Below are 22,320 nucleotides of genomic sequence, written 5' to 3' on the forward strand. Positions count from 1 at the left end.
GCGAGATTCTTTATGAAAGCAGGCATTATTGGCGCGATGGAGCAGGAAGTCACACTGCTGCGTGACAAAATTGAAAACCGTCAGACGCTGACGCTGGCCGGCTGCGAAATTTACACCGGTACGCTCAACGGCGTTGAGGTGGCTCTGCTGAAATCGGGCATCGGCAAAACCGCGGCGGCGCTGGGTACCACGCTGCTGCTGGAGCTGTGCAAACCGGATCTGGTGATCAACACCGGTTCCGCAGGCGGTCTGGCGCCAACATTGCAGGTGGGCGATATCGTGGTGTCCGATGAAGTGCGTTATCACGATGCCGATGTCACCGCTTTTGGCTATGAGCCTGGTCAGATGGCGGGCTGCCCGGCGGCGTTTGTCGCGGACAGCGCGCTGATTGCCGCCGCAGAGCAGGTGATCAAACAGCTGGATCTCAACGCGGTGCGCGGTCTGGTGGTCAGCGGTGACGCCTTTATTAATGGCGCCGCACCGCTGGAGCGTATCCGCAGCACCTTCCCGCAGGCGATTGCGGTAGAGATGGAAGCCACGGCGATTGGTCACGTTTGCCATCAATTTAAGGTGCCGTTCGTGGTGGTACGCGCTATTTCTGACGTGGCCGATAAAGCGTCGCATCTGAGTTTCGAAGAGTTCCTCAGCGTGGCGGCTAAACAGTCGTCGCTGATGGTGGAAAACCTGCTGGCTCAGCTGGCGCGTGGCTAAATATCTGCTGCTCGGGCTGTGGCTGCTGTGCCACAGCCTGCTGGCCGCACCGCGCGTCATTACCCTGTCGCCGCATCTCACTGAACTGGCGTTTGCCGCCGGCATCACGCCGGTGGCGGTGAGCGCCTGGTCAGACTATCCCGCCGCTGCTCGCCAGCTGGAGCAGGTGGCAAACTGGCAGGGCATTCGCGTTGAACGCATTGTGCAGCTCAGACCGGATGTGGTACTGGCCTGGCGCGGCGGCAATCCGCTGCGCCAGGTGGAGCAGCTGCAGCGTCTGGGCATCCATGTGGAATGGATCGATCCGCAATCACTCGACCAGATGATTGACGCGCTGGCGGCGCTGCAGCGCTGGAGCCCACAGCCCCAGCGGGCCAAAGCGGCCGCACAGGCGTTACACCAGCAGCTGCAGACGCTGCGTCAGCGCTATCAGCAGCAAACGCCGGTGCCGCTGTTTCTGCAGTTTGGCCAGCAGCCGCTGTTTACCGCCGCGCGCAGCACGCTGCAGAATGAGGTCATCACCCTGTGCGGCGGTCGCAATATCTTTGCTGACAGCAGCGTGAGCTGGCCTCAGGTGAGCCGGGAGCAGGTGCTGACGCGGCACCCGCAGGCGATTGTCACTGGCGGTGATGCCAGCCGCGCCGCCAGCGTCGCGCGCTTCTGGCAGCCGCAGCTTAACGTGCCGGTGATTGCGCTTAACGATGACTGGCTGAGCCGGCCGGGTCCGCGCCTGCTGCTGGCGGCAAAACAATTGTGCGAAGCTTTACATCCGACGAAAAATAAAGCATTACCAGACTAAAGATTCGACGATTCATGTCGAAAATCAAATAACAAGGCACAGCGGCCACGTATGCTCTGTGCCCTTTTAGCGCATAGCGCACTTTTGACATCACCAGGATTTCACCATGACCAGAGCGCTGCTGCTGGCCATAGGGCTGATCGTGGCTGCACCGATCGGTGCGGCAACCACCACGGGCTCTATCGCCGTCTCGCTAACGATTTTCTCCCGCTGCGATATTTCACGCCCGAGTGAGCAGACGCTGCCGTCTGTTGACTGCGGCCGGCATTTCAGCGCGCAGCCGCGCGTGACACAAAGCGTATTGAACCGCGATGCGATGCGCCGTGAAACGGCTCGCTTAGTGACGATTGAGTGGTAAATGATGGCTGCCAGAACGGCAGCCAGCCCAGCATCAGATGCTGAAAGAGGAGCCGCAGCCGCAGGTGGTTTTGGCGTTGGGATTGGTCACGATAAAGCGGGAACCTTCCAGACCTTCGGTGTAGTCAACCGATCCGCCCACCAGATACTGCAGGCTCATCGGGTCAACTACCAGCGCCACACCCTGCTTCTCGATGGTCATGTCGCCGTCATTCATTTGATCGTCAAAAGTAAAACCATACTGGAAGCCACTGCAGCCCCCGCCGGTGATATATACGCGCAGTTTCAGCGCCGGATTCTCTTCATCCGCAATCAGGTTTTTTACTTTTTTCGCTGCTGCATCGGTGAACTGCAGAGGCAGCGCGGCTACGTCGTCACTCATCTTTTACTCCGGGTAAACGTCCAGGTCAGAAAACGACCTCAATTACGCTATTATCTGCCAGCCGTCCAGTGCAATCAAGTAGCGCCCTTGACACTGTGTGCCGCCAGTTATGGCATAAAGTATAGCAATGTCGCAGGCGCAAGCGGCCGCGCGCCTTTCTTCACCGGCCGCTCTTCCGTAGAATGGCGCCAGATTTTTTCCAGAACAGCAGGAGCCGAACCATGAGTAAGTCAGAAAACCTGTATGCCGAAGCACAACGCCTGATCCCGGGCGGCGTGAACTCCCCGGTGCGTGCCTTTACCGGCGTGGGCGGCGTGCCGCTGTTCATCGAACGCGCCGACGGTGCCTATCTGTATGATGCCGATGGCAAAGCCTATATCGATTACGTCGGCTCCTGGGGACCGATGGTGCTGGGCCACAATAACGCCACCATTCGCAATGCGGTGATCGAAGCCGCCGCGCGCGGCCTGAGTTTTGGCGCGCCGACCGAGATGGAAGTGAAAATGGCCGAGCTGGTGTGCGAGCTGGTGCCGAGCATGGATATGGTGCGGATGGTTAACTCCGGCACCGAAGCCACCATGAGCGCCATCCGCCTGGCGCGCGGTTTCACCCAGCGTGACAAAATCATCAAATTTGAGGGCTGCTACCACGGCCACGCTGACTGCCTGCTGGTGAAAGCCGGTTCCGGTGCGCTGACGCTCGGCCAGCCCAACTCGCCGGGCGTGCCGGCGGATTTCGCCCGTCACACCCTGACCTGCACCTATAACGATCTCGACTCGGTGCGCGCGGCGTTTGAGCAGTATCCGCAAGAGATCGCCTGTATTATCGTCGAACCGGTGGCAGGCAACATGAACTGCATCCCGCCGCAGCCGGAATTCCTGCCGGGCCTGCGTGCGCTGTGCGATGAGTTTGGCGCGCTGCTGATTATCGATGAAGTGATGACCGGCTTCCGCGTGGCGCTGGGCGGTGCCCAGTCCTATTACGACGTTACGCCAGACCTGACCTGCCTCGGCAAGATCATCGGCGGCGGTATGCCGGTTGGTGCCTTTGGCGGCCGCCGCGAAGTGATGGCCGCGCTGGCGCCCACCGGCCCGGTATATCAGGCGGGTACGCTGTCCGGCAACCCGATTGCCATGGCTGCCGGTTTTGCCTGCCTGACGCAGATTGCGCAGCCTGGCACCCATGCGACCTTAACCGCGCTCACCGACCAGCTGTGTGCTGGCCTGCTGGCGGCGGCGGAGGCGGAAAATATCCCGCTGGTGGTGAACCACGTCGGTGGCATGTTCGGTATTTTCTTCACCGACGCCGACAGCGTGACCTGCTACGCCGACGTGACAAAGTGCGATGTGGAGCGCTTTAAGCGTTTCTTCCATCTGATGCTGCAGGAAGGTGTTTACCTCGCGCCATCGGCCTATGAGGCCGGCTTTATGTCACTGGCGCACAGCCAGGAAGATATTCAGCGCACCGTCGATGCCGCCCGCCGCTGCTTCGCGCAGCTGTAAACCTGCCGGGGCGCCATTCATAGCGCCCCGCTTCACTAAGCGCGCCTTAGCAGCCAGATAAAATACGGCGCGCCGAAGAAGGTCGCCATCAGGCCCGCCGGGATTTGATCCGGGAAGGCCAGCATGCGGCCGCACCAGTCGGCGAACACCAGCAGGCACCCGCCGAGCAGGCCAGCCATCAGCAATTGCGGCAGCGCGCGACGGAAGCCGAGCATGCGCACAATGTGCGGCGCCATCAGGCCAATAAAACTCAGCGGACCGATAGTGAGCGTCGCGGTGGCGGTCAGCGCAGCCGCCAGCAACAGCAGGCTGAAGCGCGATCGGTTCAGCGCCATGCCGGCTGAGCGCGCCGTGGCACTGCCGAGCGGCAGCAGCGTCAGCCAGCGGCTGGCCAGCGGTGCCAGCGCCACCAGTATCATGCCCACGACAGCACTCTGCAGCGCCTGCGTCATTGAGATGTTATACGTCGAACCGGAAATCCAGCTCAGCAGCCCGGCCATGCGCGGATCGCCGCTCGCCAGCAACACCATCAGTAACGTGACGAACGCACTGTTCAGCGCCATTCCGGCCAGCAGCATGCGTTCCGGTGCAAAACCGCCGCGGCTGGCCACCAGCATAATCACCAGCAGCGTCAGCGCGGCACCCAGCACGCCGGCAGGCAGCAGCCAGGCGACCGCGTTACCAGGCACAAAGAACAGCATAACCACCACCCCGCAGGCCGCTCCGGAGCTGATGCCCAGCACTTCCGGACTGGCCATTGGATTACCGGTCAGGCGCTGAATCAGCACCCCGGCGACGCCCAGCATCGTGCCGACCACCAGCGCCGCCAGCACGCGCGGCACGCGCCACGGCAGCAGCTGTTGCAGCATGTCGCCGCTGACCCACGTCCAGCCGTGTGCGTCGCGTCCAAACGCAATGCCTGCCAGACTGCACAGCGCCAGAATCATCACGCCCGCCAGGCACCAGCGCAGCACGGCCTGCCGCTCCTGCGGCACTGTGTCGCCGGCATTCATCGCCGGCGGCAGCGAGCCCGTGCGCAGACGCGGCAGCAGCCACAGCAGAATCGGCACGCCAATCAGCGCGGTAGCCGTTCCGGTTGACACTTCACGCCAGTGCGCGGTCAGCCACAGCACGCACTGATCGGCCAGCCACAGCAGCAGTGCGCCAATCAGCGGCGCCAGCAGCAAGCGGCTAAGCAGACGACGCGCCCCCAGCATCTTCGCCAGCAGCGGCGCGAACAGCCCGATAAAGCCGATGATGCCGGCGACGTTAACCAGCTGCGCACTGAGCAGGATCGCCAGCGCCAGCGCGGCAATGCGCGCCGCCGACAGCGCCAGACCGAGGTTTTTTGCCACGCCATCATCCAGCCCCATCAACGTCAGCGGACGCAACAGCGCCAGCGCCAGTGCGAACGCCAGCAGCAGGCGCGGCCACAGCAGCGCCACGTTGCGGCCGTCGAGCTGGTTCAGCGCGCCGGTGCTCCACAGAAACATGTTTTGCAGCTGATCGTGATTGAAGATGGCAAAGATTTGATTAACCGCGCCGGCATACAGGCTCAGTACCAGACCGGCGAGGATCAGCGTCACCGGCGACAGACGCTTGCCCCAGGCGATGCCAAACACCAGCACGCCGACCAGCACCGCCCCGCCCATCGCGGCAAACTGCTGCGTCAGCTCCCCGCCCGGCAGCTGCCACAGGGTGGCGACGGTCAGGCCAAGCTGCGCGCCGGACGAGACGCCCAGCGTGGTCGGCTCCGCCAGCGGATTGCGCAGCACCTGCTGAAACAGCAGGCCCGCGAGGCCAAGTCCGGCTCCGACCAGCAGCGCCAGCGCCAGCCGCGACAGCAGGCTGTAGTGGAACACCACCTGACGGATGTTATCGATATCCGGCGCGAACATCGCCTGCTGCCACTGCGCCAGCGGCAGCGCCTGGCGCAGGTTGATAAACGTGAGCGCCAGCGCCAGTAAACTGAGCACGCTGAGCAGCGCGACGGGAAACAGACGGTTGCGCATCAGTGCGACTCCAGCGCGTGTTCCAGCACGCGAATAAATTTGATGGCTGAGTAAGTGGCGCCGTAGTACCACACCGCCGGCACCCGCCGGAAACGGCCGGAACGGACAAACGGCAGCGCCTGCCACAGTGCGCTTTGCGTCACCTGCTGCATATCGCGTTCGTTATCGTGATCGAAGCAGATCACCTCAACGTCACCGACCTCCGCCAGCCGCTCCAGCCCGACCACCGCACTGCCCCAGAAGTTGGTTTCGCCCTGCCAGGCATTGCGCAGGCCAAGCTGCTCCATCACCTCGAGGAACAGGCTGCCTTTACCGAAGGTAATGGCGTGACGCGGATCCATCAGCGACATCAGCAGCAGCGGACGCTGCGCCCACGGACGTAACCGCTCACGCGCGGCAGCCACTTCACCATCCACCCAGTGCAAATGGGCCTGTGCCTGCGCTTCAAGGCCAAGCCGGGCACCCAGCGCATGCAGCGATGTGCGCGCGGTGGTGAACGGTTTGCCATCGCCGCTGTTGAGGTCAAAGCCCATCGTCGGCGCAATGCGCTCCAGCTTATCGACCGCCGGGCCGTAACCGTTGGAGTGCAGGATCAGCGACGGTGCCAGCTGGGTCATCAGTTCCAGATTGGGTTCGGTGCGTAAGCCGAGATCGAGGGTGCCGGCCGGCAAGACCGGGTCACCCACCCAGATGGCGTAGTTGTGCAGATCGGCCACGCCGAGCGGGGCGACGCCGAGCGCCATCAGCAGCTCCACCGGCAGCCACTCCAGCGCCAGGATGCGCTGGCTGTCCGGCGGCGCGGCGCGCAGCGGTGCAAGGTTCATCAGCGGTGAGAGCGCCAGCGCGGTCAGCAGACGGCGACGGGAAAGGTCGAACATCACGAGGCCTCAGTAGACAAAGCTGACGGGCGCGCCGCCCTGCGGATGCGGCAGAATGCCCATCGGAATGCCATAAATATCACCCAGCACCCCGGCCTGCATAATCGCTTCCGGTCCGCCTTGCGCGATCACTTCGCCCGCGCGCAGCGCCACCAGCCGGTCACAGTAGCGAGCCGCCATGTTGAGATCGTGCAGTACCGCTATCACCGTCAGGCCGCGTTCGTGGCTGAGGCGCTGAATCAGCGCCAGCACATCAACCTGATGGGCGATATCCAGCGCCGACGTGGGTTCGTCCAGCAGCAGACAGCGGCTGTTCTGCGCCACCAGCATCGCCAGCCACGCACGCTGCCGCTCGCCGCCGGACAGGCTGTCCACCAGCCGCCCGGCGAAGGGTTTCAGTCCAACCAGCGCAATCGCCTCGTCTACCCGATCGCGATCTTCCTGGCCGTAGCGCCCCAGCGCACCGTGCCACGGATAGCGCCCAATCGCCACCAGCTCGCGTACCGTCATGCCCTCCGCCGCGGGCAGCTGCTGCGGCAGATAGGCTACCTGACGTGCAAAAGCTTTACTGCTCCAGGTATCAACCGCCTCACCGTTCAGCATCACGCGCCCTTCGCTGGCGGCATGGTGACGACCGAGCATCTTCAGCAGCGTGGATTTACCGGAACCGTTATGCCCGATCAGCGCGGTAACTTTGCCCGGGGCGAAAGTCAGCGACAGCGGATGCAGCAGCGTGCGGCCGGGCACACGGAAGCTGACGTTTTCCAGTGAAAAGGTGGTTTCTGCGTGGTGCGGATGCTGCATGATAATCCCTGGTTAACGGGCGCCGCAGCGCCCTGTGTTCAGTATCAGAAGCGGAAGGTGGCGGTACCGACGATCTGGCGCTCTGCGCCCCAGTAGCAGGCGTAGTCGCGGTAGCAGCTGGCAACGTATTCGCGATCGAACAGGTTGTTGATGTTGACGCCGACGGTTGAGCCCGGCAAGCCGAAGCGGCCCAGATCGTACTTCAGTGCGGCATCTACAGTGGTGTAGGCGGCGACGTCAAAGTTCTGGTTGGCATTTGCGCCGCTGGCGTACAGGCCTTTGCTTTCACCCACGTAGCGCACTCCGGCGCCCACGGTGAAGCCCGACAGTGCGGTTTCGTGGAAGGTGTAATCGCCCCACAGCGAAGCCATGTGCTTCGGCACCTGCACCGGCGTACGGCCTTTCAGCAAGGTGTCTTCGGTGTACTCCGCATCGGTATAAGAGTAAGCCGCCGTCAGGTTGATGTTGGCGTTAAGCGCCGCTTTGGCTTCCAGCTCGACGCCGCGTGAGCGAATTTCACCGCTTTGCACGCTGGCAAATTGATGGCTTGCATCGGGATCGGCCGTCAGGTTCTTCGTTTTGGTCAGCTGATAGACCGCCGCCGTCATGACAATCGGACGATCTTTGGGAACGTATTTTACGCCCGCTTCATATTGTTTAGCGCGTGACGGATCAAACGCTTCGCCGCCCCATGTTGCGCCAGCATTAGGAATAAACGCTTCGCTGTAACTGAAATAAGGTGCAATGCCATTATCGAACACATAGTTAACACCTCCACGCCAGGTAAAGGCCTGATCGTTCTGGCGATCTACGCTCTGCGCTACGCGGTCGGTAACGGAATTCATCGCGTAGTCGTAGCGGCCACCGAGCGTCAGCACCCAGCGGTTCCACTCCATTTGATCCTGCGCGTACAGACCGGTCTGGCGTTGCTGGTTCAAACGCTGATAAGGATCGTCATAAGGGGTGTAGCTGTCGTTGCCATATTGCGGATTGAATGGACTCAGGCCGGTGGCGGTGCCGAACTGACCATCAATATCGTTACGGGTGCGCTGAAAATCGACGCCCAGCAGTAACGTATGGGCTAAATCACCGGTTGCGAATTTAGCCTGCGCTTGCGTATCCACGGCAAACTGGTTGAGTTTTTCTTTTGAGAATGCGGCATTGCGGGTAATCAGTTGATTCTCAGGGTCATAACCGAAGCCATAAATACTGCGATAATCGGTCTGCATTTCGGCATAGCGCAGATTCTGGCGCACCGTCCAGGTGTCGTTAAAGCTGTGCTCAAAGTTGTAGCCAACCATTTTGGTGTTGCGCGAGATCTTATTGCTGTCTTCGCCTTCATCGAAATTGGTGGGCAGCTTATAGCTGCTGCCGTCCGGCCGGGTGATGCCCACCACGGTGCCTTCGCGCGGCAGCCAGCCGTAATAGCCGGTTTCCGGTTCGTTCTGGAAGTAGGTCAGCAGGTCAAAGCGGGTATTGGCATCGGGACGCCAGCTGAACGAAGGCGCAAGGGTATAGCGCTTCTCTTTGTTCATCTCCTGTTGCGCATCGGCGCTGCGCGCCAGGCCGGTCAGGCGATAGCTGTAAACACCGTCATCATCCAGTGAGCCGCCAAAATCGAAGCCGGTGGAGAACAGGTTGTCGGTGCCCATCTGGAACTGGACTTCACGCAGCGTCTCCTGGGTCGGCCGCTTGCTCACCAGTGACACCACACCGCCCGGGTTGCTCTTACCGTACAGCACCGACACCGGGCCGCGCAGCAGCTCCGCGCGCTCAAGGAAGTAAGGATCGATAGCGAATTCGGAGTAGTTGTCACCCTGTAGCTTCAGGCCATCCAGATACTGGTTGGTGTTGGTTTCGCTGAAGCCGCGAATCGACAGCGCGTCGATAACGTCCGAGCTGCCGCGGTTACCGGTCAGCACGCCTGGCGTGTAATTGAACGCACCTTTGACGCTGGTCACCGCATGCATTGACATCTCTTCCTGCGTCACCACCGACACCGACTGCGGATTCTTCTCGATTGGCGTATCGGTTTTGGTGCCGGTCGCGCTGTGTTTAGCGGCGATGGTCGGCGATGGTCCCCATGCGCTCTCCTGCGCGACGCCGCTGCCGCCATCAGCCGTCACTACCACGGTATCTTCGGCCAGCGCCTGCATGCTGAGTGTGCCCAGAGTCAGGGAAATCAATAACGCGAGCGGTCGACGGGTGGTCACCGCGCGCAGAGAACAAGGAAAAGTGTTTCGCGCATTCATAGTGGGATCTCATGAAAATAGAACAATGCAGGCGAATGGAAACGAGAATGATTATTAGACGCACGGATTTTAGGCGAAACCCGGCAAGCACCGCAAGATGTAATGCCTGCTGGCGGTGAGTTTGCCAGCGGATCGCACATATCCATGATCGCGGCTAAAAAAATGGCGGGCAAAGAAAAAGGCGCCGCAGCGCCAGAGGGAGTTAAATTCAGCTTTTATGCAAGACTCAGGCTGGAGCGCCGCCATGTATCTGGCACCGCCACGTGGTGGTAAAACGCCGGCACTGCACAGGCTCTGAAGGTATAAAGCCGGTGCAGTGCCGGATGGCTTATTTACTGCCAAACATATCTTTAATCCAGCCCGCGACGCCGTCAGAGTCCTTCTGCTCGCCCTGCGGCTGCTGCTGTTGCTGTTGTTGCTGTTGTTGCTGTTGTTGCTGTTCTTGCTGTTGCTGTTGCTGAATCTGCTGCTGTTGCTGCTGGCACAGCGCGTTCGGATCCAGCGCCCACACCGGCAGCGAACGCCAGGTGCTGCTGCCGCTGCCGCAGACAAAGTTACCGGCCGAATCGATATTCATCTGAGTGATATCTTCCGGTGGCGTCAGGACCAGTGGCATCGGCGCCTGATTGTCGAGGTAGCGACGATAGATCTGCATCGCACCACTGGCACCGTACAGCTTCGAGGTCTGGTTGTTGTCGCGGCCAACCCAGGTGATCGCCACTTCTTTGCCATCAATACCGGCAAACCAGCTGTCGATCAGGTCATTGGTGGTACCGGTTTTCGCCGCCAGATGCGCACCCGGGAAGCGTGCGCCCAGCGCCCGCGCCGTACCGTGATCGGCCACCTGCTGCATGGTATACAGCGTCAGATACGCCGCCTGCGCCGGCTCAACGCGCTGCGCCTGCGGGAAGCTCTGATACAGCACCGTGCCATCTTCCGCGATCACCGAGCGCACCGCCGACAGCGCAGCGCGGTTACCGCCGCTGGCAATTGACTGGAACGCCTGCGCCACTTCAATCGGCGTCAGATTAAGCGCCCCCAGCAGCATGGCCGGTACCGGATGCAGCTGATCTTTTGGCACGCCCAGTTTAGTCCAGGTATCCACTACCGCATCGAGTCCCAGCGTCATACCGAGGTTAACGGTTGGCACGTTCATCGAGTTAGTCAGTGCATCCACCAGCATCACTTTACCGCTGAAGCGACGATCGTCGTTCATCGGCTTCCACACCGAACCGTTTGGCTGTTTCAGCGCGATCGGCTCGTCAGCGATCCAGCTGTTCAGGCGATAGCTGTTTGGCTGGCTGAGGGCGGTCAGATAGGTCGCCGGTTTTGCCAGTGAACCAATCGAGCGACGCGCCTGCAGCGCGCGGTTATAGCCGGCAAACTGCGGATCGGCACCGCCGACCATGGCGCGCACTTCACCACTGAAGCGGTCGACCACCACCATCGCGGTTTCCAGATCTTTCAGCCCGCGCTGTTTCTTCAGCGTGGGAATGCCATCTTCAACCGCTTTTTCCGCGGCATCCTGCGAAATCGGATCGAGCGTGGTGAAGATCTTCACGCCGGACAGATCTTTGACTTTATCGCCCAGCTTCGCCTGCAGCTCATTACGCACCATCTGCATAAACGCCGGCTGCGGCGTGATCACCCCACCTTTCGGCTGAACGCCAAGCGGCCGTGCCGACAGCATGTCGTATAGCTCCTGGTCGATCACTTTCTGCTGTTGCAGCAGACGCAGCACCAGGTTACGACGCTCCAGCGCCAGCTGCGGATTGCGCCACGGATTGTACAGTGACGCACCTTTAACCATGCCGACCAGCATCGCCTGCTGATCAAGGCTCAGTTCGTCCACCGGGCGGCCAAAGTAGTACAGGCTGGCCAGCGGGAAACCGCGGATTTGGTCGTTGCCCGCCTGGCCGAGATACACCTCGTTCAGGTAGAGCTCAAGAATGCGATCTTTGCTGTAGCGCGCATCCATGATCACCGCCATATAGGCTTCACGCGCTTTACGCCACAGCGAGCGTTCGTTGGTGAGGAACAGGTTTTTCACCAGCTGCTGCGTCAGCGTACTGCCGCCCTGCACCGCTTTACCGGCGGTGATATTGGCGAGGAAGGCGCGACCAATCGAGTACGGGCTGATGCCGTCATGCTCATAGAAGTGGCGGTCTTCGGTGGCGATCAGCGTATCGACCAGCAGATCCGGGAACCCGGCGCGCGGTACAAACAGACGCTGCTCGCCGTTTGGCGACTGCAACATGGTGATCAGCCGCGGATCGAGGCGGAAGAAGCCAAAGTCGCGTCCGGTATCGAGGTTTTTAATCTCTCTCAGCTCGTTGTTGCTGAAGGTGAGACGCGCGTTAATCTGGCCCTCTTTGCTGTCCGGAAAATCAAACGGACGGCGCAGCAGGTCGATGGTGTTGCCTTTCACGCTGAACTCACCCGGACGGGTAATGCGCGACACTTCGCGATACTGCGTGCCTTCCAGCAGCGCAATCATCTCTTTCTTGTCGTAAGCCATGCCCGGTTCGAGGCTGACCATGCGCCCGTACACGGCCGCTGGCAGCTGCCACACTTTACCGTCAATGCGGCTGCGGATTTCCGAATCGAGATAGACGCCCCAGGCGGCCATCACCACGACAAACACCAGGAAGAGTTTAATCAACCAGCCTAACCAGCGGCGTTTGCCACGCGCGGGTCGTTTTCCTTTACCTTTGGGTGGCACCGGCGCACTCTCCTCATCATCTTCGTCAAAATCGTCCTGATCGATATCATCTTCAGGCTCCCTGCGGCGACCCCGGCGCGCAACGTTACGCGGCGGCTTTGGCGCTTTTCCTTTGCGCCCAATAGGTTCGCGATCGTTCCCAGACATGCTTTGTTTTCTCCAGGCATAGCTACGGCAGCGCCGCTACTCTAACTGCTTTCTCGTGCCGCGCATGGCAGAACCCTCTGAATTCGATCCACTGCGGGCTACGAGGAATATTTTTTGGTGCGCCTCGTCGGCAAGGCGCTGGCCGGATCGTCCGGCCACGGATGTTTGGGATAGCGCCCTTTCATCTCTTTCTGCACTTCAGGATACGCACCGCGCCAGAACGCCGCGAGGTCACGGGTGATCTGCAGCGGACGGTGCGCCGGCGAAAGCAGCTCCAGCACCAGCGGAACGCGCCCATCGGCAACCGCCGGGTTCTGCGCCTCGCCAAACATCTCCTGCATACGTACCGCCAGCGCGGGGGGCTTTTCCGCGTCGTAGCGAATCGGCAGGCGACTTCCGGTCGGCACAGTGTAATGAGTTGGCAGCACAGTATCCAGCCGCTGCCGCTGTGACCATGTCAGCAAATGTAATAAAGCGCTGACAAGATTAACGCTCTGCAGCCCTTTCAAATCGCGTACTGCGCCCATCTCCGGCAGCAGCCAGTGCTCCAGCGAGGCCAGCAGCGTGTCATCATCCAGCGTCGGCCACGCCTCTTCCGGCAGCCACTGCGCGGCGCACTGCAGGCGCAGACGCAGCTGCTCTGCCTCTGGCGTCCAGCCGAGCACCGCCAGCCCTTTTTCGCGGATCCAGCGCAGCATCGCCGGATGCAGGATCTCCGGCTCGGGCCGCGCCTGCGGCTGGGCCCGCAGGATCAGCGCGCCAATCGCTTCCCGCCTCCACGCGCGCAGCGTGCCTTTGTCTTCATCCCAGTCCACATCGGTACGCTGCTCCACCAGCTGCGGGCACTGCTGGTGTAACGCATCCATCTCTACCGGCAGCGCCAGCAGCATGCGCGCATCAGCGCTGCTGGCCCCCTGCAGCAGGCTCGGGGCAATCAGCCACTCATAGCGGCTCAGGCCGTCGTGCTCATCCAGCATCGCGCCGATACCATTGGCGAGCTGATAGCGCGCGCTGTCACCGCGACGCTGCGCCAGCCGGTCAGCAAATCCGGCGGCCAGCAGCGCCGGGAAGCGATCGGCGTCAACGTGACCTTCGCGCGCGTTCAGCCGCTGCTGCCAGTGGCGCGCGCGCCGCAGCCACTGCGGCTGTGGCTGGTTGAGCGCATCACGCAGATCGACACTGCCGCTGCGCGGCGGATCCTCCAGAATCGCCACCAGCAGCGCCGCGCTGGCGATGGCGTGCACATCATCGCCGGCGGCGCACAGCATCGCCGTGAGACGCGGATCGCTGCCGAGCTGCGCCATTTTACGACCGCGCGCGCTGAGCCGTCCTTCGCTATCCAGCGCGCCGAGCCGCTGCAGCTGTTGACGTGCCGCCTGCAGGCTGCGCGCCGGTGGACTATCCAGCCATTGCAGCTGAGCCGCGTCCTGACAGCCCCACTGCAGTAAATCCAGCTGCAGCGAGGCCAGATCGCTGGTGAGTATCTCCGGCTCACTCTGCGCCGCCGCACGCAGCGCCTGCTCCTGCGGCAGCAGATGCAGACAGATCCCCGGCGCCAGGCGACCGGCGCGGCCAGCGCGCTGCGTCATCGATGCCTGGCTGATGCGCTGGGTCAGCAAACGCGTCACGCCGCTGCGCACGTCAAACTGCGCCGCGCGCTCCAGCGCGCTGTCAACCACCAGGCGGATGCCTTCAATCGTCAGGCTGGTCTCGGCGATATTGGTGGCGAGCACCACTTTACGCCGGCCCGGCGCGGCCGGCAGGATGGCCCGCCGCTGCGCCTCCAGCGACAGCGCACCATATAAAGGAGATAAATCCACCTCATCACTGACGCGCGACACCAGTTCACGCTTCACCCGTTCAATCTCCGCCACGCCGGGCAGAAACAGCAGCAGCGAACCGGGCTCATCCCGCAGCAACTGTGCCACCTCGCGCGCCACTGCCTCTTCAAACCGCTGCTGCGGATTGAGCGAAGCGTAACGTCTAATCACCGGAAAGCTGCGCCCCTGTGACGCAATAAACGGCGCGTCGGGCAATAGCGTGCGTAGCTGCTGATTATCCAGCGTTGCCGACATCAGCAGAATTTTCAGGTCGTCGCGCAATCCCTGCTGCACATCAAGCAGCAGCGCCAGCGCCAGGTCAGCCTGCAGGCTGCGCTCATGGAATTCGTCGAGGATCACCAGCGATACGCCCTCCAGCAGCGGATCGCGCTGCAGCATGCGCGTCAGAATGCCTTCGGTGACCACCAGCAGACGCGTCGCTGCGCTGCTGCAGTTTTCCCCGCGCAGCCGATAGCCTACCGTCCCGCCCGGCTGTTCGCCCAGCTGTTCCGCCAGCCGCTGTGCCACGTTGCGTGCCGCCAGCCGGCGCGGCTCCAGCATGATGATTTGCCCCGGCAGCTGCGCCTGTTGCAGCAGCTGTAGCGGCAGCCAGGTGGATTTCCCGGCGCCGGTCGGGGCCGCCAGCAGCACCTGTGGCGACTGCGCCAGCGCGGCCAGCAATGCAGGCAGTACCTCGCTTACCGGTAACTCACTCACACTCAACTCCCACTCTGCCTGTGCTAAGATGGCGCGCATTGTACACCACCCGGCGCCAATTACCGGAGTTCAGCATGGCCACGCAACGACTGTTTTTTGCCCTCGAATTGCCTGATGCCCTCCAGCAACAGCTGGTGCAATGGCGGGCCGATTGCTTCGCCGCAGACGCGGGTAAACCGGTGGCGGCGGCGAATCTGCACCTGACGCTGGCGTTTCTTGGTGAGGTCAGCACGGAAACAGCGGGCCAGCTGCAGCAGCTGGCGGCACGCATCCGCCAGCCGGGCTTTACGCTGGATCTCGATGACGCCGGTCACTGGCCGCGTCCCGGCGTGGTGTGGCTTGGCTGCCAGCGCGCGCCGCGCGGTTTACTGCAGCTGGCCAACCTGCTGCGCGCCCAGGCCGCGCGCCATGGCTGTGCGCAGAGTACGCAGCCGTTCCATCCGCACATCACCCTGCTGCGCCACGCTGCGCAGGCCGTGGCGCTGCCGCCGCGCGGTTTTCACTGGCGCGTTGAGGTGAATCATTTCGCGCTGTTTGCGTCCAGTTTCACGCAGGGACGCACGCGCTATCGCCGGCTGGCGCGCTGGCCACTGTTATCTGCCGCAGGAGCATAAATGCAGTTCGATCCGCCGTTACAATCAGCCCGCTTAATCACCCGCTATAAACGTTTTTTAGCCGATGTCATGACGCCGGAAGGTGACACCTTTACTCTGCACTGCGCTAATACCGGCGCGATGACCGGCTGCGCCACGCCAGGCGACACGGTGTGGTACTCCACTTCGGCCAGCGCGACGCGCAAATATCCGCACAGCTGGGAAATAACGCAAACCGCGCAGGGCCACTGGATTTGCGTCAACACCCTGCGCGCCAACCAACTGGTGCGCGAGGCGCTGCTGCGCGACGCAATTCCGGAATTATCCGCTTATAGCCACTGCCAGGCTGAGGTGAAATACGGCACGGAAAAAAGCCGAATTGACTTCCTGTTGCAAGCGGAGGGCAAAGCCAACTGCTATATTGAAGTCAAGTCCGTCACCCTTTTACAAAATGGTAAAGGCTATTTTCCGGATGCGGTGACGGCTCGTGGACAGAAACATCTGCGCGAATTAAGCACTATCGCGGCAGAAGGCCACCGGGCCGTTTTGTTGTTTGCTGTTCTGCACACGGGGATTGAGGACGTTTCCCCGGCGCACCATATCGATGCGCAATACGCAGAACTACTGGTACAGGCGCAGCGCTGCGGTGTGGAAGTGTTGGCGTATCAGGCTCAGATTTCACCGGCAGAAATGTTACTTACCCGGCCGTTAACGGTAACGATTAACGCACAGTTGTAATATTTAACGTTATTTGCTGTGATAAGAATGTTCTGAGCGGTGCGCTAAATACGCTGTTCCTCACAGGCTTGTCAAGGTGCGTTCATGAATAATTGCCAACCTTGATTGCTTCTGCTATTTATAGCGGCCTGTTTTTTTCCCTGATGGGAATCGATATGCCCCGCATGCGTCGGGTTGCAGGCAAAGGCTTTCGCAATCTGAAACAGAACGGGTAGTGCGTGTTATCCAGGAGAAACAACATGCAAGAAGGGCAAAACCGTAAAACATCGTCCCTGAGTATCCTCGCCATCGCTGGGGTGGAGCCGTATCAGGAGAAACCGGGCGAAGAGTATATGAATGACGCCCAGCTGAGCCATTTCCGCAAGATTCTGGAAGCCTGGCGCAACCAACTCAGGGATGAAGTAGACCGTACTGTGTCGCATATGCAGGACGAAGCTGCCAACTTCCCGGATCCGGTTGACCGTGCCGCCCAGGAAGAGGAGTTCAGCCTGGAGCTGCGTAACCGCGATCGTGAGCGCAAACTCATTAAAAAGATTGAGAAAACGCTCAAGAAAGTGGAAGACGACGACTTTGGCTACTGCGAATCCTGTGGGGTCGAAATTGGTATCCGCCGTCTCGAAGCGCGTCCGACCGCCGATCTCTGCATTGACTGCAAAACGCTGGCAGAAATCCGCGAGAAGCAGATGGCAGGCTAATGGCCGTTAACAGACTGTCGCCGCACAGCCGGGAAAACCACTGTTTTCCCGCCGTGCGGTGTACCACAGCATGATGTCCGCCACGCTTCCCTGCATCGGGCGTTTCGCCCCCTCTCCTTCCGGTGATCTTCATTTCGGTTCGCTGATAGCCGCATTAGGCAGCTACCTGAGCGCGCGCGCGCAGCAGGGCCGCTGGCTGGTGCGCATTGAAGATATCGATCCGCCGCGTGAAGTCGCCGGTGCCGCAACGCGCATCCTGCGTCAGCTGACGCATTATGGGCTGCACTGGGACGGCGACGTGCTGTGGCAGTCGCAGCGCCACGAGGCCTATCGCGCGGCGCTGAGCTGGCTGCGCGAACATCGTCAAAGCTACTTCTGTACCTGCCCGCGCAGCCGCATTCAGCAGCTGGGCGGCTTTTACGACGGTCACTGCCGCGATTTACATCTGCCGCCGGACGGCGCCGCGCTGCGGCTGCGTCAGCATGCGCCGGTGTACGGTTTTGACGATCGCCTGCGCGGCCATCTGCAGGCGGAGCCGCGTCTGGCGCAGGAAGACTTTATTATTCACCGTCGTGACGGCCTGTTCGCCTATAACCTTGCGGTGGTGGTCGATGACCATTTTCAGGGCGTGACGGAGATAGTGCGCGGTGCGGATTTGATTGAGCCAACGGTGCGCCAGATTGCGCTGTATCAGCAGTTTGGCTGGCCGGTGCCGGCTTATCTGCATCTGCCGCTGGCAATTAACCCGGACGGTAATAAATTGTCGAAGCAAAACCACGCGCCGGCTTTGCCGGACGGCGATCCGCGACCGGTGCTGGTGCAGGCGCTGAGCTTCCTGGGGCAGTCGGTTTTGCCTGGCTGGCAGGACCATGGGCTGGGGGCGCTGCTGGACCATGCCGTTACACACTGGGATAGCGCATTGATTCCGCGGCATGATGCGCAACAACCGGATGAGGCGACAACGCCATTCCTAAATGGTTCGCAACAGGCTATGATTAGCCGCTGATTTTATTCACACCCATTTTCTCACTGTCGAGGTGTCCCATTTTTACCCGAGTCGCTAATTTTTGCCGGAGAGTCCTCAAGCGTGATGAGGAGGCCCCTGAAGAGGTGGAAACCGTAAGTCTGATGACCGTTATCCCCCGGGAAAGCCACAATATCTCACGCAAAGATATCAGCGAAAACGCTCTCAAAGTGCTGTATCGCCTGAATAAAGCCGGATACGAGGCTTATCTGGTTGGCGGCGGCGTGCGCGATTTGCTGCTGGGTAAAAAGCCGAAGGACTTTGACGTGACCACCAACGCCACGCCGGAGCAGATGCGTAAGCTATTCCGCAACTGCCGCCTGGTCGGGCGTCGCTTCCGTCTGGCGCATGTGATGTTCGGTCCGGAAGTGATCGAAGTCGCCACGTTCCGCGGCCACCATCAGGAAGAGAGCGTCGACGATCGCAACGGTTCGCAGCGCGGTCAGAACGGCATGCTGCTGCGCGACAACATTTTTGGCAACATTGAAGATGATGCGCAGCGCCGCGATTTAACCATCAACAGCCTCTATTACAGCGTGGCTGATTTCACCGTGCGCGATTACGTCGGTGGCCTGCAGGATCTGCAGGAAGGCATCATCCGCATGATTGGCGATCCGGAAACGCGCTACCGCGAAGATCCGGTGCGTATGCTGCGCGTGGTGCGCTTCGCCGCCAAGCTGGACATGAGCATTGCGGCGGAAACCGCCGAGCCGATTCCCCGCCTCGCCACGCTGCTGAATGACATTCCGCCGGCGCGCCTGTTTGAAGAGTCGCTGAAGCTGCTGCAGGCCGGTTACGGTTATCGCACCTATCTGATGATGCGTGAATACCAGCTGTTCCAGCCGCTGTTCCCGACGCTGGCGCGCAACTTCACCGAACAGGGCGACAGCCCGATGGAGCGCATGCTGGCCCAGGTGCTGAAAAACACCGATACCCGCCTGCACAACGATATGCGCGTGAATCCGGCGTTCCTGTTTGCGGCGATGTTCTGGTATCCGCAGCTGGAGTCAGCCGAGCAGATTGCGCAGGAGAGCGGCCTGACCTATTTCGACGCCTTTGCGCTGTCCATGAACGAAACGCTGGATGAAGCCTGCCGTGCGCTGGCGATTCCGAAACGTATCACCACGCTGATTCGCGATATCTGGCAGCTGCAGCTGCGCATGTCGCGCCGTCACGGTAAGCGCGCATGGAAGCTGATGGAGCATCCTAAATTCCGTGCCGCCTACGACCTGCTGGCGCTGCGCGCAGAAGTCGAGAACAACGCCGAGCTGCTGCGCCTCAGCCAGTGGTGGGGCGAGTTCCAGTCGGCGGTGCCGACACAGCAGAAGACCATGCTCAACACTTTGGGTGACGATCCGGCCCCGCGCCGTAAACCACGCCGTCCGCGCCGTCGTCCAGCTGGCCCGCGCCGCGACAGCAACCACAGCGCGTCATGACGCGGGTCTATCTCGCCTTAGGCAGTAATCTCGCCGATCCGCTGCATCAGGTTGATGCAGCGCTGGCCGCGCTGGATGCCATTCCCGATACCCACCGCGTAGCCACCTCCGCGTTTTATCGCACGCCACCGTACGGCCCGCCGGATCAGCCGGATTACCTCAACGCCGTGGTGGCACTGGAGACCACACTGGCCGCGGAAACGCTGCTCGATCACACCCAGCGCATTGAGCTGGAGCATGGCCGGGTGCGCAAAGCTGAACGCTGGGGACCGCGCACGCTGGACCTCGATATCATGCTGTTCGGCAATGCAGTGATCCACACGCCGCGCCTGACGGTGCCGCACTACGATATGCACAACCGCGCCTTCATGCTGGTGCCACTGCTGGAAATCGCGCCGACGCTGCGCCTGCCGAACGGCCAGCCGCTGGCCGGCATTCTGGCGACGCTGGACCGCAGCAGCATCCGCTTGTGGTCCGCCTGACGCGGCAGAATCGCACGCCCGTCGTATCGCCTTTGCAATCAATCCAGTACACTGCGCGCATCAGAAAATGCTGGAGATTGCGATGAAACCCACCACCCTCTCTCATTTACGCCAGCTGAAAGCCAGCGGCCGCAAGTTCGCCACGCTGACCGCCTACGATTTCAGCTTCGCGCGCCTGTTTGCCGACCAGGGCATTCCGCTGCTGCTGATTGGCGATTCGCTCGGCATGACCGTGCAGGGCCATGATTCAACGCTGCCGGTGACGGTCGACGATATTGCTTATCACACAGCCGCGGTGCGGCGCGGTGCGCCCAACGCGCTGGTGATGGCCGACCTGCCGTTTATGAGTTACGCCACGCCGCAGCAAACCTTTGACAGTGCCGCGCAGCTGATGCGCGCCGGTGCCAACCTGGTAAAACTGGAAGGCGGCGCCTGGCTGGCAGAGACCGTGCGCATGCTGACCGAGCGCGCCGTGCCGGTATGTGGTCATCTGGGATTGACGCCGCAGTCGGTTAACATCTTCGGTGGCTACAAGGTGCAGGGGCGCGATGAAGCGGCAGCCGAGCGCCTGCTGGCGGATGCGCTGGCGCTGGAAGCGGCCGGCATGCAGCTGCTGGTGCTGGAGTGCGTGCCGGTCGCGCTGGCTGAGCGCGTCACAAAAGCGTTATCGGTACCGGTGATCGGCATCGGTGCCGGTAACGTCACCGACGGCCAGATTCTGGTGATGCACGACGCGTTTGGTATTACCGGCGGCCACATTCCAAAATTTGCCAAAAATTTCCTTGCGGAAACCGGCGACATTCGTGCGGCAATTCGCCAGTATATGGCCGACGTTGAGGCAGGCACCTACCCTGCTGCCGAACACAGTTTCCAGTAAATCAGGAGATTTGCAGTGCTGATCATTGAAACGCTGCCGCTGCTGCGCCGTGAGATTCGACGCTGGCGCCAGGCAGGTAAACGCATCGCGCTGGTGCCCACTATGGGTAACCTGCATGAGGGGCATCTGACGCTGGTGGATGAAGCACGCCAGCGCGCAGATATCGTGGTGGTATCGATCTTCGTTAACCCGATGCAGTTTGATCGCGCCGACGACCTGGCGCGCTATCCGCGCACGCTGCAGGACGATTGTGAAAAACTCAATCGCCACAGCGTCGACCTGGTCTTTGCCCCGGCGCCGGCCGATGTCTATCCGCAGGGTCTCGACAGCCAGACGTTTGTTGAAGTCCCGGGCCTCTCCTCGCTGCTGGAGGGCGCCAGCCGTCCCGGTCATTTCCGCGGCGTGGCCACCATCGTTAGCAAGCTGTTTAATCTGGTGCAGCCGGATATCGCCTGTTTTGGCGAGAAGGATTTTCAGCAGCTGGCGATCATCCGCAAGATGGTGGCGGACATGGGCTTTGACATTGACATCGTTGGCGTGCCGACGGTGCGCGCCAAAGACGGTCTCGCGCTCAGCTCACGTAACGGCTATCTTACTGCCGATGAACGCAAGCTGGCGCCGGTGCTCAGCCAGGTGATGAACAGCATGGCGCAGCGCCTCAGCAACGGCGAGCGGCACGTGGATGAGATTATTGAGCACGCCGAACAGACGCTGCGCGATCAGGGCCTGCGCCCCGACGGCCTGGCCATCTGCGATGCCGATACGCTGCAGCCGCTGACGGTCGACAGCCAGCGCGCAGTGATTCTGATGGCCGCCTGGCTCGGTAATGCGCGTTTGATTGATAATCAGCAAGTGGATCTGACGGTTTAACGCCGTCGTTTATGGGCAGCATGTACCCGCTACACACTGCGCGGTAGAAACCGGCCGCGCACGGGTATAACAAAGGTATCACGCTATGATTCGTACCGTATTACAAGGCAAATTGCACCGCGTAAAAGTGACGCAGGCGGATTTGCATTATGAAGGCTCCTGCGCCATCGATCAGGATTTTCTTGATGCCTCCGGCATTCTGCAATACGAAGCCATCGACATCTATAACGTCACCAACGGCCAGCGCTTCTCTACCTATGCCATTGCCGCCGAGCGTGGCTCGAAAATCATTTCGGTCAACGGTGCGGCCGCGCGCTGCGCCTGCGAGGGCGATCTGCTGATCATCTGTTCTTATGTGCAGGTGGAAGATGAAGTGGCACGCAGCTGGCAGCCCAAAGTGGCCTACTTCGACGGCGATAACGAGATGAAACGTATCGCTAAAGCGCTACCGGTGCAGGTGGCCTGATCATCCCGCGCGCTGTACTGACAGCGCGCCTTTCCC

Annotated in this window: 20 protein-coding genes; 13 read left to right on the forward strand and 7 right to left on the reverse strand. The window is 61.2% G+C overall.

Annotated elements, in window-relative coordinates:
- The first annotated feature begins 12 nt into the window (after positions 1-12).
- From mtnN to AC6I79_RS15385, 3 genes are all read left to right on the forward strand, one after another.
- Positions 13-711 carry a 5'-methylthioadenosine/S-adenosylhomocysteine nucleosidase gene (gene mtnN / locus AC6I79_RS15375; protein WP_021507498.1) on the forward strand — a complete coding sequence of 233 codons (699 nt, stop codon included), beginning with the start codon at positions 13-15 and terminating at the stop codon, positions 709-711.
- The gene (btuF, locus tag AC6I79_RS15380; protein WP_104094028.1) at positions 704-1,510 is read left to right on the forward strand and encodes a vitamin B12 ABC transporter substrate-binding protein BtuF; all 807 of its coding nucleotides are present in this window, start codon (positions 704-706) and stop codon (positions 1,508-1,510) included. The genes mtnN and btuF overlap by 8 nt, the downstream gene beginning before the upstream one ends.
- A 106-nt stretch (positions 1,511-1,616) precedes the next feature.
- Positions 1,617-1,868 carry a hypothetical protein gene (locus tag AC6I79_RS15385; protein WP_058780468.1) on the forward strand — a complete coding sequence of 84 codons (252 nt, stop codon included), beginning with the start codon at positions 1,617-1,619 and terminating at the stop codon, positions 1,866-1,868.
- A 33-nt stretch (positions 1,869-1,901) separates the two neighbouring features.
- On the opposite strand, the gene erpA is transcribed toward AC6I79_RS15385, so the two are convergent.
- Positions 1,902-2,249, reverse strand: coding sequence for an iron-sulfur cluster insertion protein ErpA (gene erpA, locus AC6I79_RS15390; RefSeq protein WP_021507501.1), 348 nt, complete (start codon positions 2,247-2,249; stop codon positions 1,902-1,904).
- A 221-nt stretch (positions 2,250-2,470) separates the two neighbouring features.
- Between erpA and hemL the strand changes: the two genes are divergently transcribed.
- Positions 2,471-3,751: a glutamate-1-semialdehyde 2,1-aminomutase gene (gene hemL, locus AC6I79_RS15395; RefSeq protein WP_264240920.1), complete on the forward strand. Its 1,281-nt coding sequence runs from the start codon at positions 2,471-2,473 to the stop codon at positions 3,749-3,751.
- 35 nt (positions 3,752-3,786) lie between these two features.
- On the opposite strand, the gene fhuB is transcribed toward hemL, so the two are convergent.
- From fhuB to hrpB, 6 genes are all read right to left on the reverse strand, one after another.
- Positions 3,787-5,763 carry a Fe(3+)-hydroxamate ABC transporter permease FhuB gene (gene fhuB / locus AC6I79_RS15400; protein WP_159377290.1) on the reverse strand — a complete coding sequence of 659 codons (1,977 nt, stop codon included), beginning with the start codon at positions 5,761-5,763 and terminating at the stop codon, positions 3,787-3,789.
- On the reverse strand, positions 5,763-6,641 hold the full coding sequence (gene fhuD / locus AC6I79_RS15405; protein WP_159377291.1) for a Fe(3+)-hydroxamate ABC transporter substrate-binding protein FhuD: 879 nt from the start codon (positions 6,639-6,641) through the stop codon (positions 5,763-5,765). Before fhuD ends, fhuB begins: the two co-directional genes overlap by 1 nt.
- Positions 6,642-6,650: 9 nt before the next feature.
- On the reverse strand, positions 6,651-7,445 hold the full coding sequence (gene fhuC / locus AC6I79_RS15410) for a Fe3+-hydroxamate ABC transporter ATP-binding protein FhuC (protein ID WP_088516628.1): 795 nt from the start codon (positions 7,443-7,445) through the stop codon (positions 6,651-6,653).
- Positions 7,446-7,489: 44 nt separating this feature from the next.
- Positions 7,490-9,697, reverse strand: a complete 2,208-nt coding sequence (gene fhuA / locus AC6I79_RS15415) for a ferrichrome porin FhuA (RefSeq protein ID WP_159377292.1) — start codon at positions 9,695-9,697, stop codon at positions 7,490-7,492.
- 328 nt (positions 9,698-10,025) lie between these two features.
- Entirely contained in the window at positions 10,026-12,566 is a 2,541-nt protein-coding gene (gene mrcB / locus AC6I79_RS15420; protein WP_498027364.1) for a bifunctional glycosyl transferase/transpeptidase, read from the reverse strand.
- 98 nt (positions 12,567-12,664) lie between these two features.
- Positions 12,665-15,142 carry an ATP-dependent helicase HrpB gene (gene hrpB, locus AC6I79_RS15425; RefSeq protein ID WP_159377294.1) on the reverse strand — a complete coding sequence of 826 codons (2,478 nt, stop codon included), beginning with the start codon at positions 15,140-15,142 and terminating at the stop codon, positions 12,665-12,667.
- A gap of 35 nt (positions 15,143-15,177) precedes the next feature.
- On the opposite strand from hrpB, the gene thpR reads away from it, so the two are divergent.
- The 9 genes from thpR to panD all read left to right on the forward strand — a co-directional run bounded on the left by thpR (position 15,178) and on the right by panD (position 22,284).
- Positions 15,178-15,717: an RNA 2',3'-cyclic phosphodiesterase gene (gene thpR / locus AC6I79_RS15430; protein WP_159377295.1), complete on the forward strand. Its 540-nt coding sequence runs from the start codon at positions 15,178-15,180 to the stop codon at positions 15,715-15,717.
- Complete coding sequence (gene sfsA / locus AC6I79_RS15435; protein WP_159377296.1) at positions 15,718-16,434, forward strand: DNA/RNA nuclease SfsA; 717 nt, start codon at positions 15,718-15,720, stop codon at positions 16,432-16,434.
- A 239-nt stretch (positions 16,435-16,673) separates the two neighbouring features.
- Positions 16,674-17,129, forward strand: coding sequence for an RNA polymerase-binding protein DksA (dksA, locus tag AC6I79_RS15440; RefSeq protein WP_021507512.1), 456 nt, complete (start codon positions 16,674-16,676; stop codon positions 17,127-17,129).
- Positions 17,130-17,199: 70 nt separating this feature from the next.
- The gene (gene gluQRS / locus AC6I79_RS15445) at positions 17,200-18,135 is read left to right on the forward strand and encodes a tRNA glutamyl-Q(34) synthetase GluQRS (RefSeq protein ID WP_371815467.1); all 936 of its coding nucleotides are present in this window, start codon (positions 17,200-17,202) and stop codon (positions 18,133-18,135) included.
- 38 nt (positions 18,136-18,173) lie between these two features.
- Positions 18,174-19,589: a polynucleotide adenylyltransferase PcnB gene (gene pcnB, locus AC6I79_RS15450; RefSeq protein WP_206099480.1), complete on the forward strand. Its 1,416-nt coding sequence runs from the start codon at positions 18,174-18,176 to the stop codon at positions 19,587-19,589.
- Positions 19,586-20,071, forward strand: a complete 486-nt coding sequence (gene folK, locus AC6I79_RS15455) for a 2-amino-4-hydroxy-6-hydroxymethyldihydropteridine diphosphokinase (protein ID WP_058780459.1) — start codon at positions 19,586-19,588, stop codon at positions 20,069-20,071. The genes pcnB and folK overlap by 4 nt, the downstream gene beginning before the upstream one ends.
- Before the next feature lie 82 nt (positions 20,072-20,153).
- Positions 20,154-20,948 (forward strand): 3-methyl-2-oxobutanoate hydroxymethyltransferase, encoded by a 795-nt coding sequence (panB, locus tag AC6I79_RS15460; RefSeq protein WP_088516660.1) that lies wholly within the window; start codon positions 20,154-20,156, stop codon positions 20,946-20,948.
- Between the two features lie 15 nt (positions 20,949-20,963).
- A complete protein-coding gene (gene panC, locus AC6I79_RS15465; protein WP_021507517.1) occupies positions 20,964-21,818 on the forward strand; it encodes a pantoate--beta-alanine ligase in 855 nt (284 codons plus the stop codon).
- 85 nt (positions 21,819-21,903) lie between these two features.
- A complete protein-coding gene (gene panD / locus AC6I79_RS15470) occupies positions 21,904-22,284 on the forward strand; it encodes an aspartate 1-decarboxylase (RefSeq protein ID WP_127833694.1) in 381 nt (126 codons plus the stop codon).
- Positions 22,285-22,320 lie beyond the last annotated feature (36 nt).

The sequence above is a fragment of the gamma proteobacterium symbiont of Scutellera amethystina genome, from assembly GCF_059730845.1.

What these genes read in the sequence shown, in the direction of transcription:
- mtnN (WP_021507498.1), top strand. Translation starts at nt 13, where the DNA reads ATGAAAGCAGGCATTATTGGCGCGATGGAGCAGGAAGTCACACTGCTG.
- gluQRS (WP_371815467.1), top strand. Translation starts at nt 17,200, where the DNA reads ATGATGTCCGCCACGCTTCCCTGCATCGGGCGTTTCGCCCCCTCTCCT.
- erpA (WP_021507501.1), bottom strand. Translation starts at nt 2,249, where the DNA reads ATGAGTGACGACGTAGCCGCGCTGCCTCTGCAGTTCACCGATGCAGCA.
- hrpB (WP_159377294.1), bottom strand. Translation starts at nt 15,142, where the DNA reads ATGCGCGCCATCTTAGCACAGGCAGAGTGGGAGTTGAGTGTGAGTGAG.
- fhuB (WP_159377290.1), bottom strand. Translation starts at nt 5,763, where the DNA reads ATGCGCAACCGTCTGTTTCCCGTCGCGCTGCTCAGCGTGCTCAGTTTA.
- panB (WP_088516660.1), top strand. Translation starts at nt 20,154, where the DNA reads ATGAAACCCACCACCCTCTCTCATTTACGCCAGCTGAAAGCCAGCGGC.
- AC6I79_RS15385 (WP_058780468.1), top strand. Translation starts at nt 1,617, where the DNA reads ATGACCAGAGCGCTGCTGCTGGCCATAGGGCTGATCGTGGCTGCACCG.
- fhuC (WP_088516628.1), bottom strand. Translation starts at nt 7,445, where the DNA reads ATGCAGCATCCGCACCACGCAGAAACCACCTTTTCACTGGAAAACGTC.
- dksA (WP_021507512.1), top strand. Translation starts at nt 16,674, where the DNA reads ATGCAAGAAGGGCAAAACCGTAAAACATCGTCCCTGAGTATCCTCGCC.
- thpR (WP_159377295.1), top strand. Translation starts at nt 15,178, where the DNA reads ATGGCCACGCAACGACTGTTTTTTGCCCTCGAATTGCCTGATGCCCTC.
- fhuD (WP_159377291.1), bottom strand. Translation starts at nt 6,641, where the DNA reads ATGTTCGACCTTTCCCGTCGCCGTCTGCTGACCGCGCTGGCGCTCTCA.
- folK (WP_058780459.1), top strand. Translation starts at nt 19,586, where the DNA reads ATGACGCGGGTCTATCTCGCCTTAGGCAGTAATCTCGCCGATCCGCTG.
- fhuA (WP_159377292.1), bottom strand. Translation starts at nt 9,697, where the DNA reads ATGAATGCGCGAAACACTTTTCCTTGTTCTCTGCGCGCGGTGACCACC.
- panD (WP_127833694.1), top strand. Translation starts at nt 21,904, where the DNA reads ATGATTCGTACCGTATTACAAGGCAAATTGCACCGCGTAAAAGTGACG.
- hemL (WP_264240920.1), top strand. Translation starts at nt 2,471, where the DNA reads ATGAGTAAGTCAGAAAACCTGTATGCCGAAGCACAACGCCTGATCCCG.
- mrcB (WP_498027364.1), bottom strand. Translation starts at nt 12,566, where the DNA reads ATGTCTGGGAACGATCGCGAACCTATTGGGCGCAAAGGAAAAGCGCCA.
- sfsA (WP_159377296.1), top strand. Translation starts at nt 15,718, where the DNA reads ATGCAGTTCGATCCGCCGTTACAATCAGCCCGCTTAATCACCCGCTAT.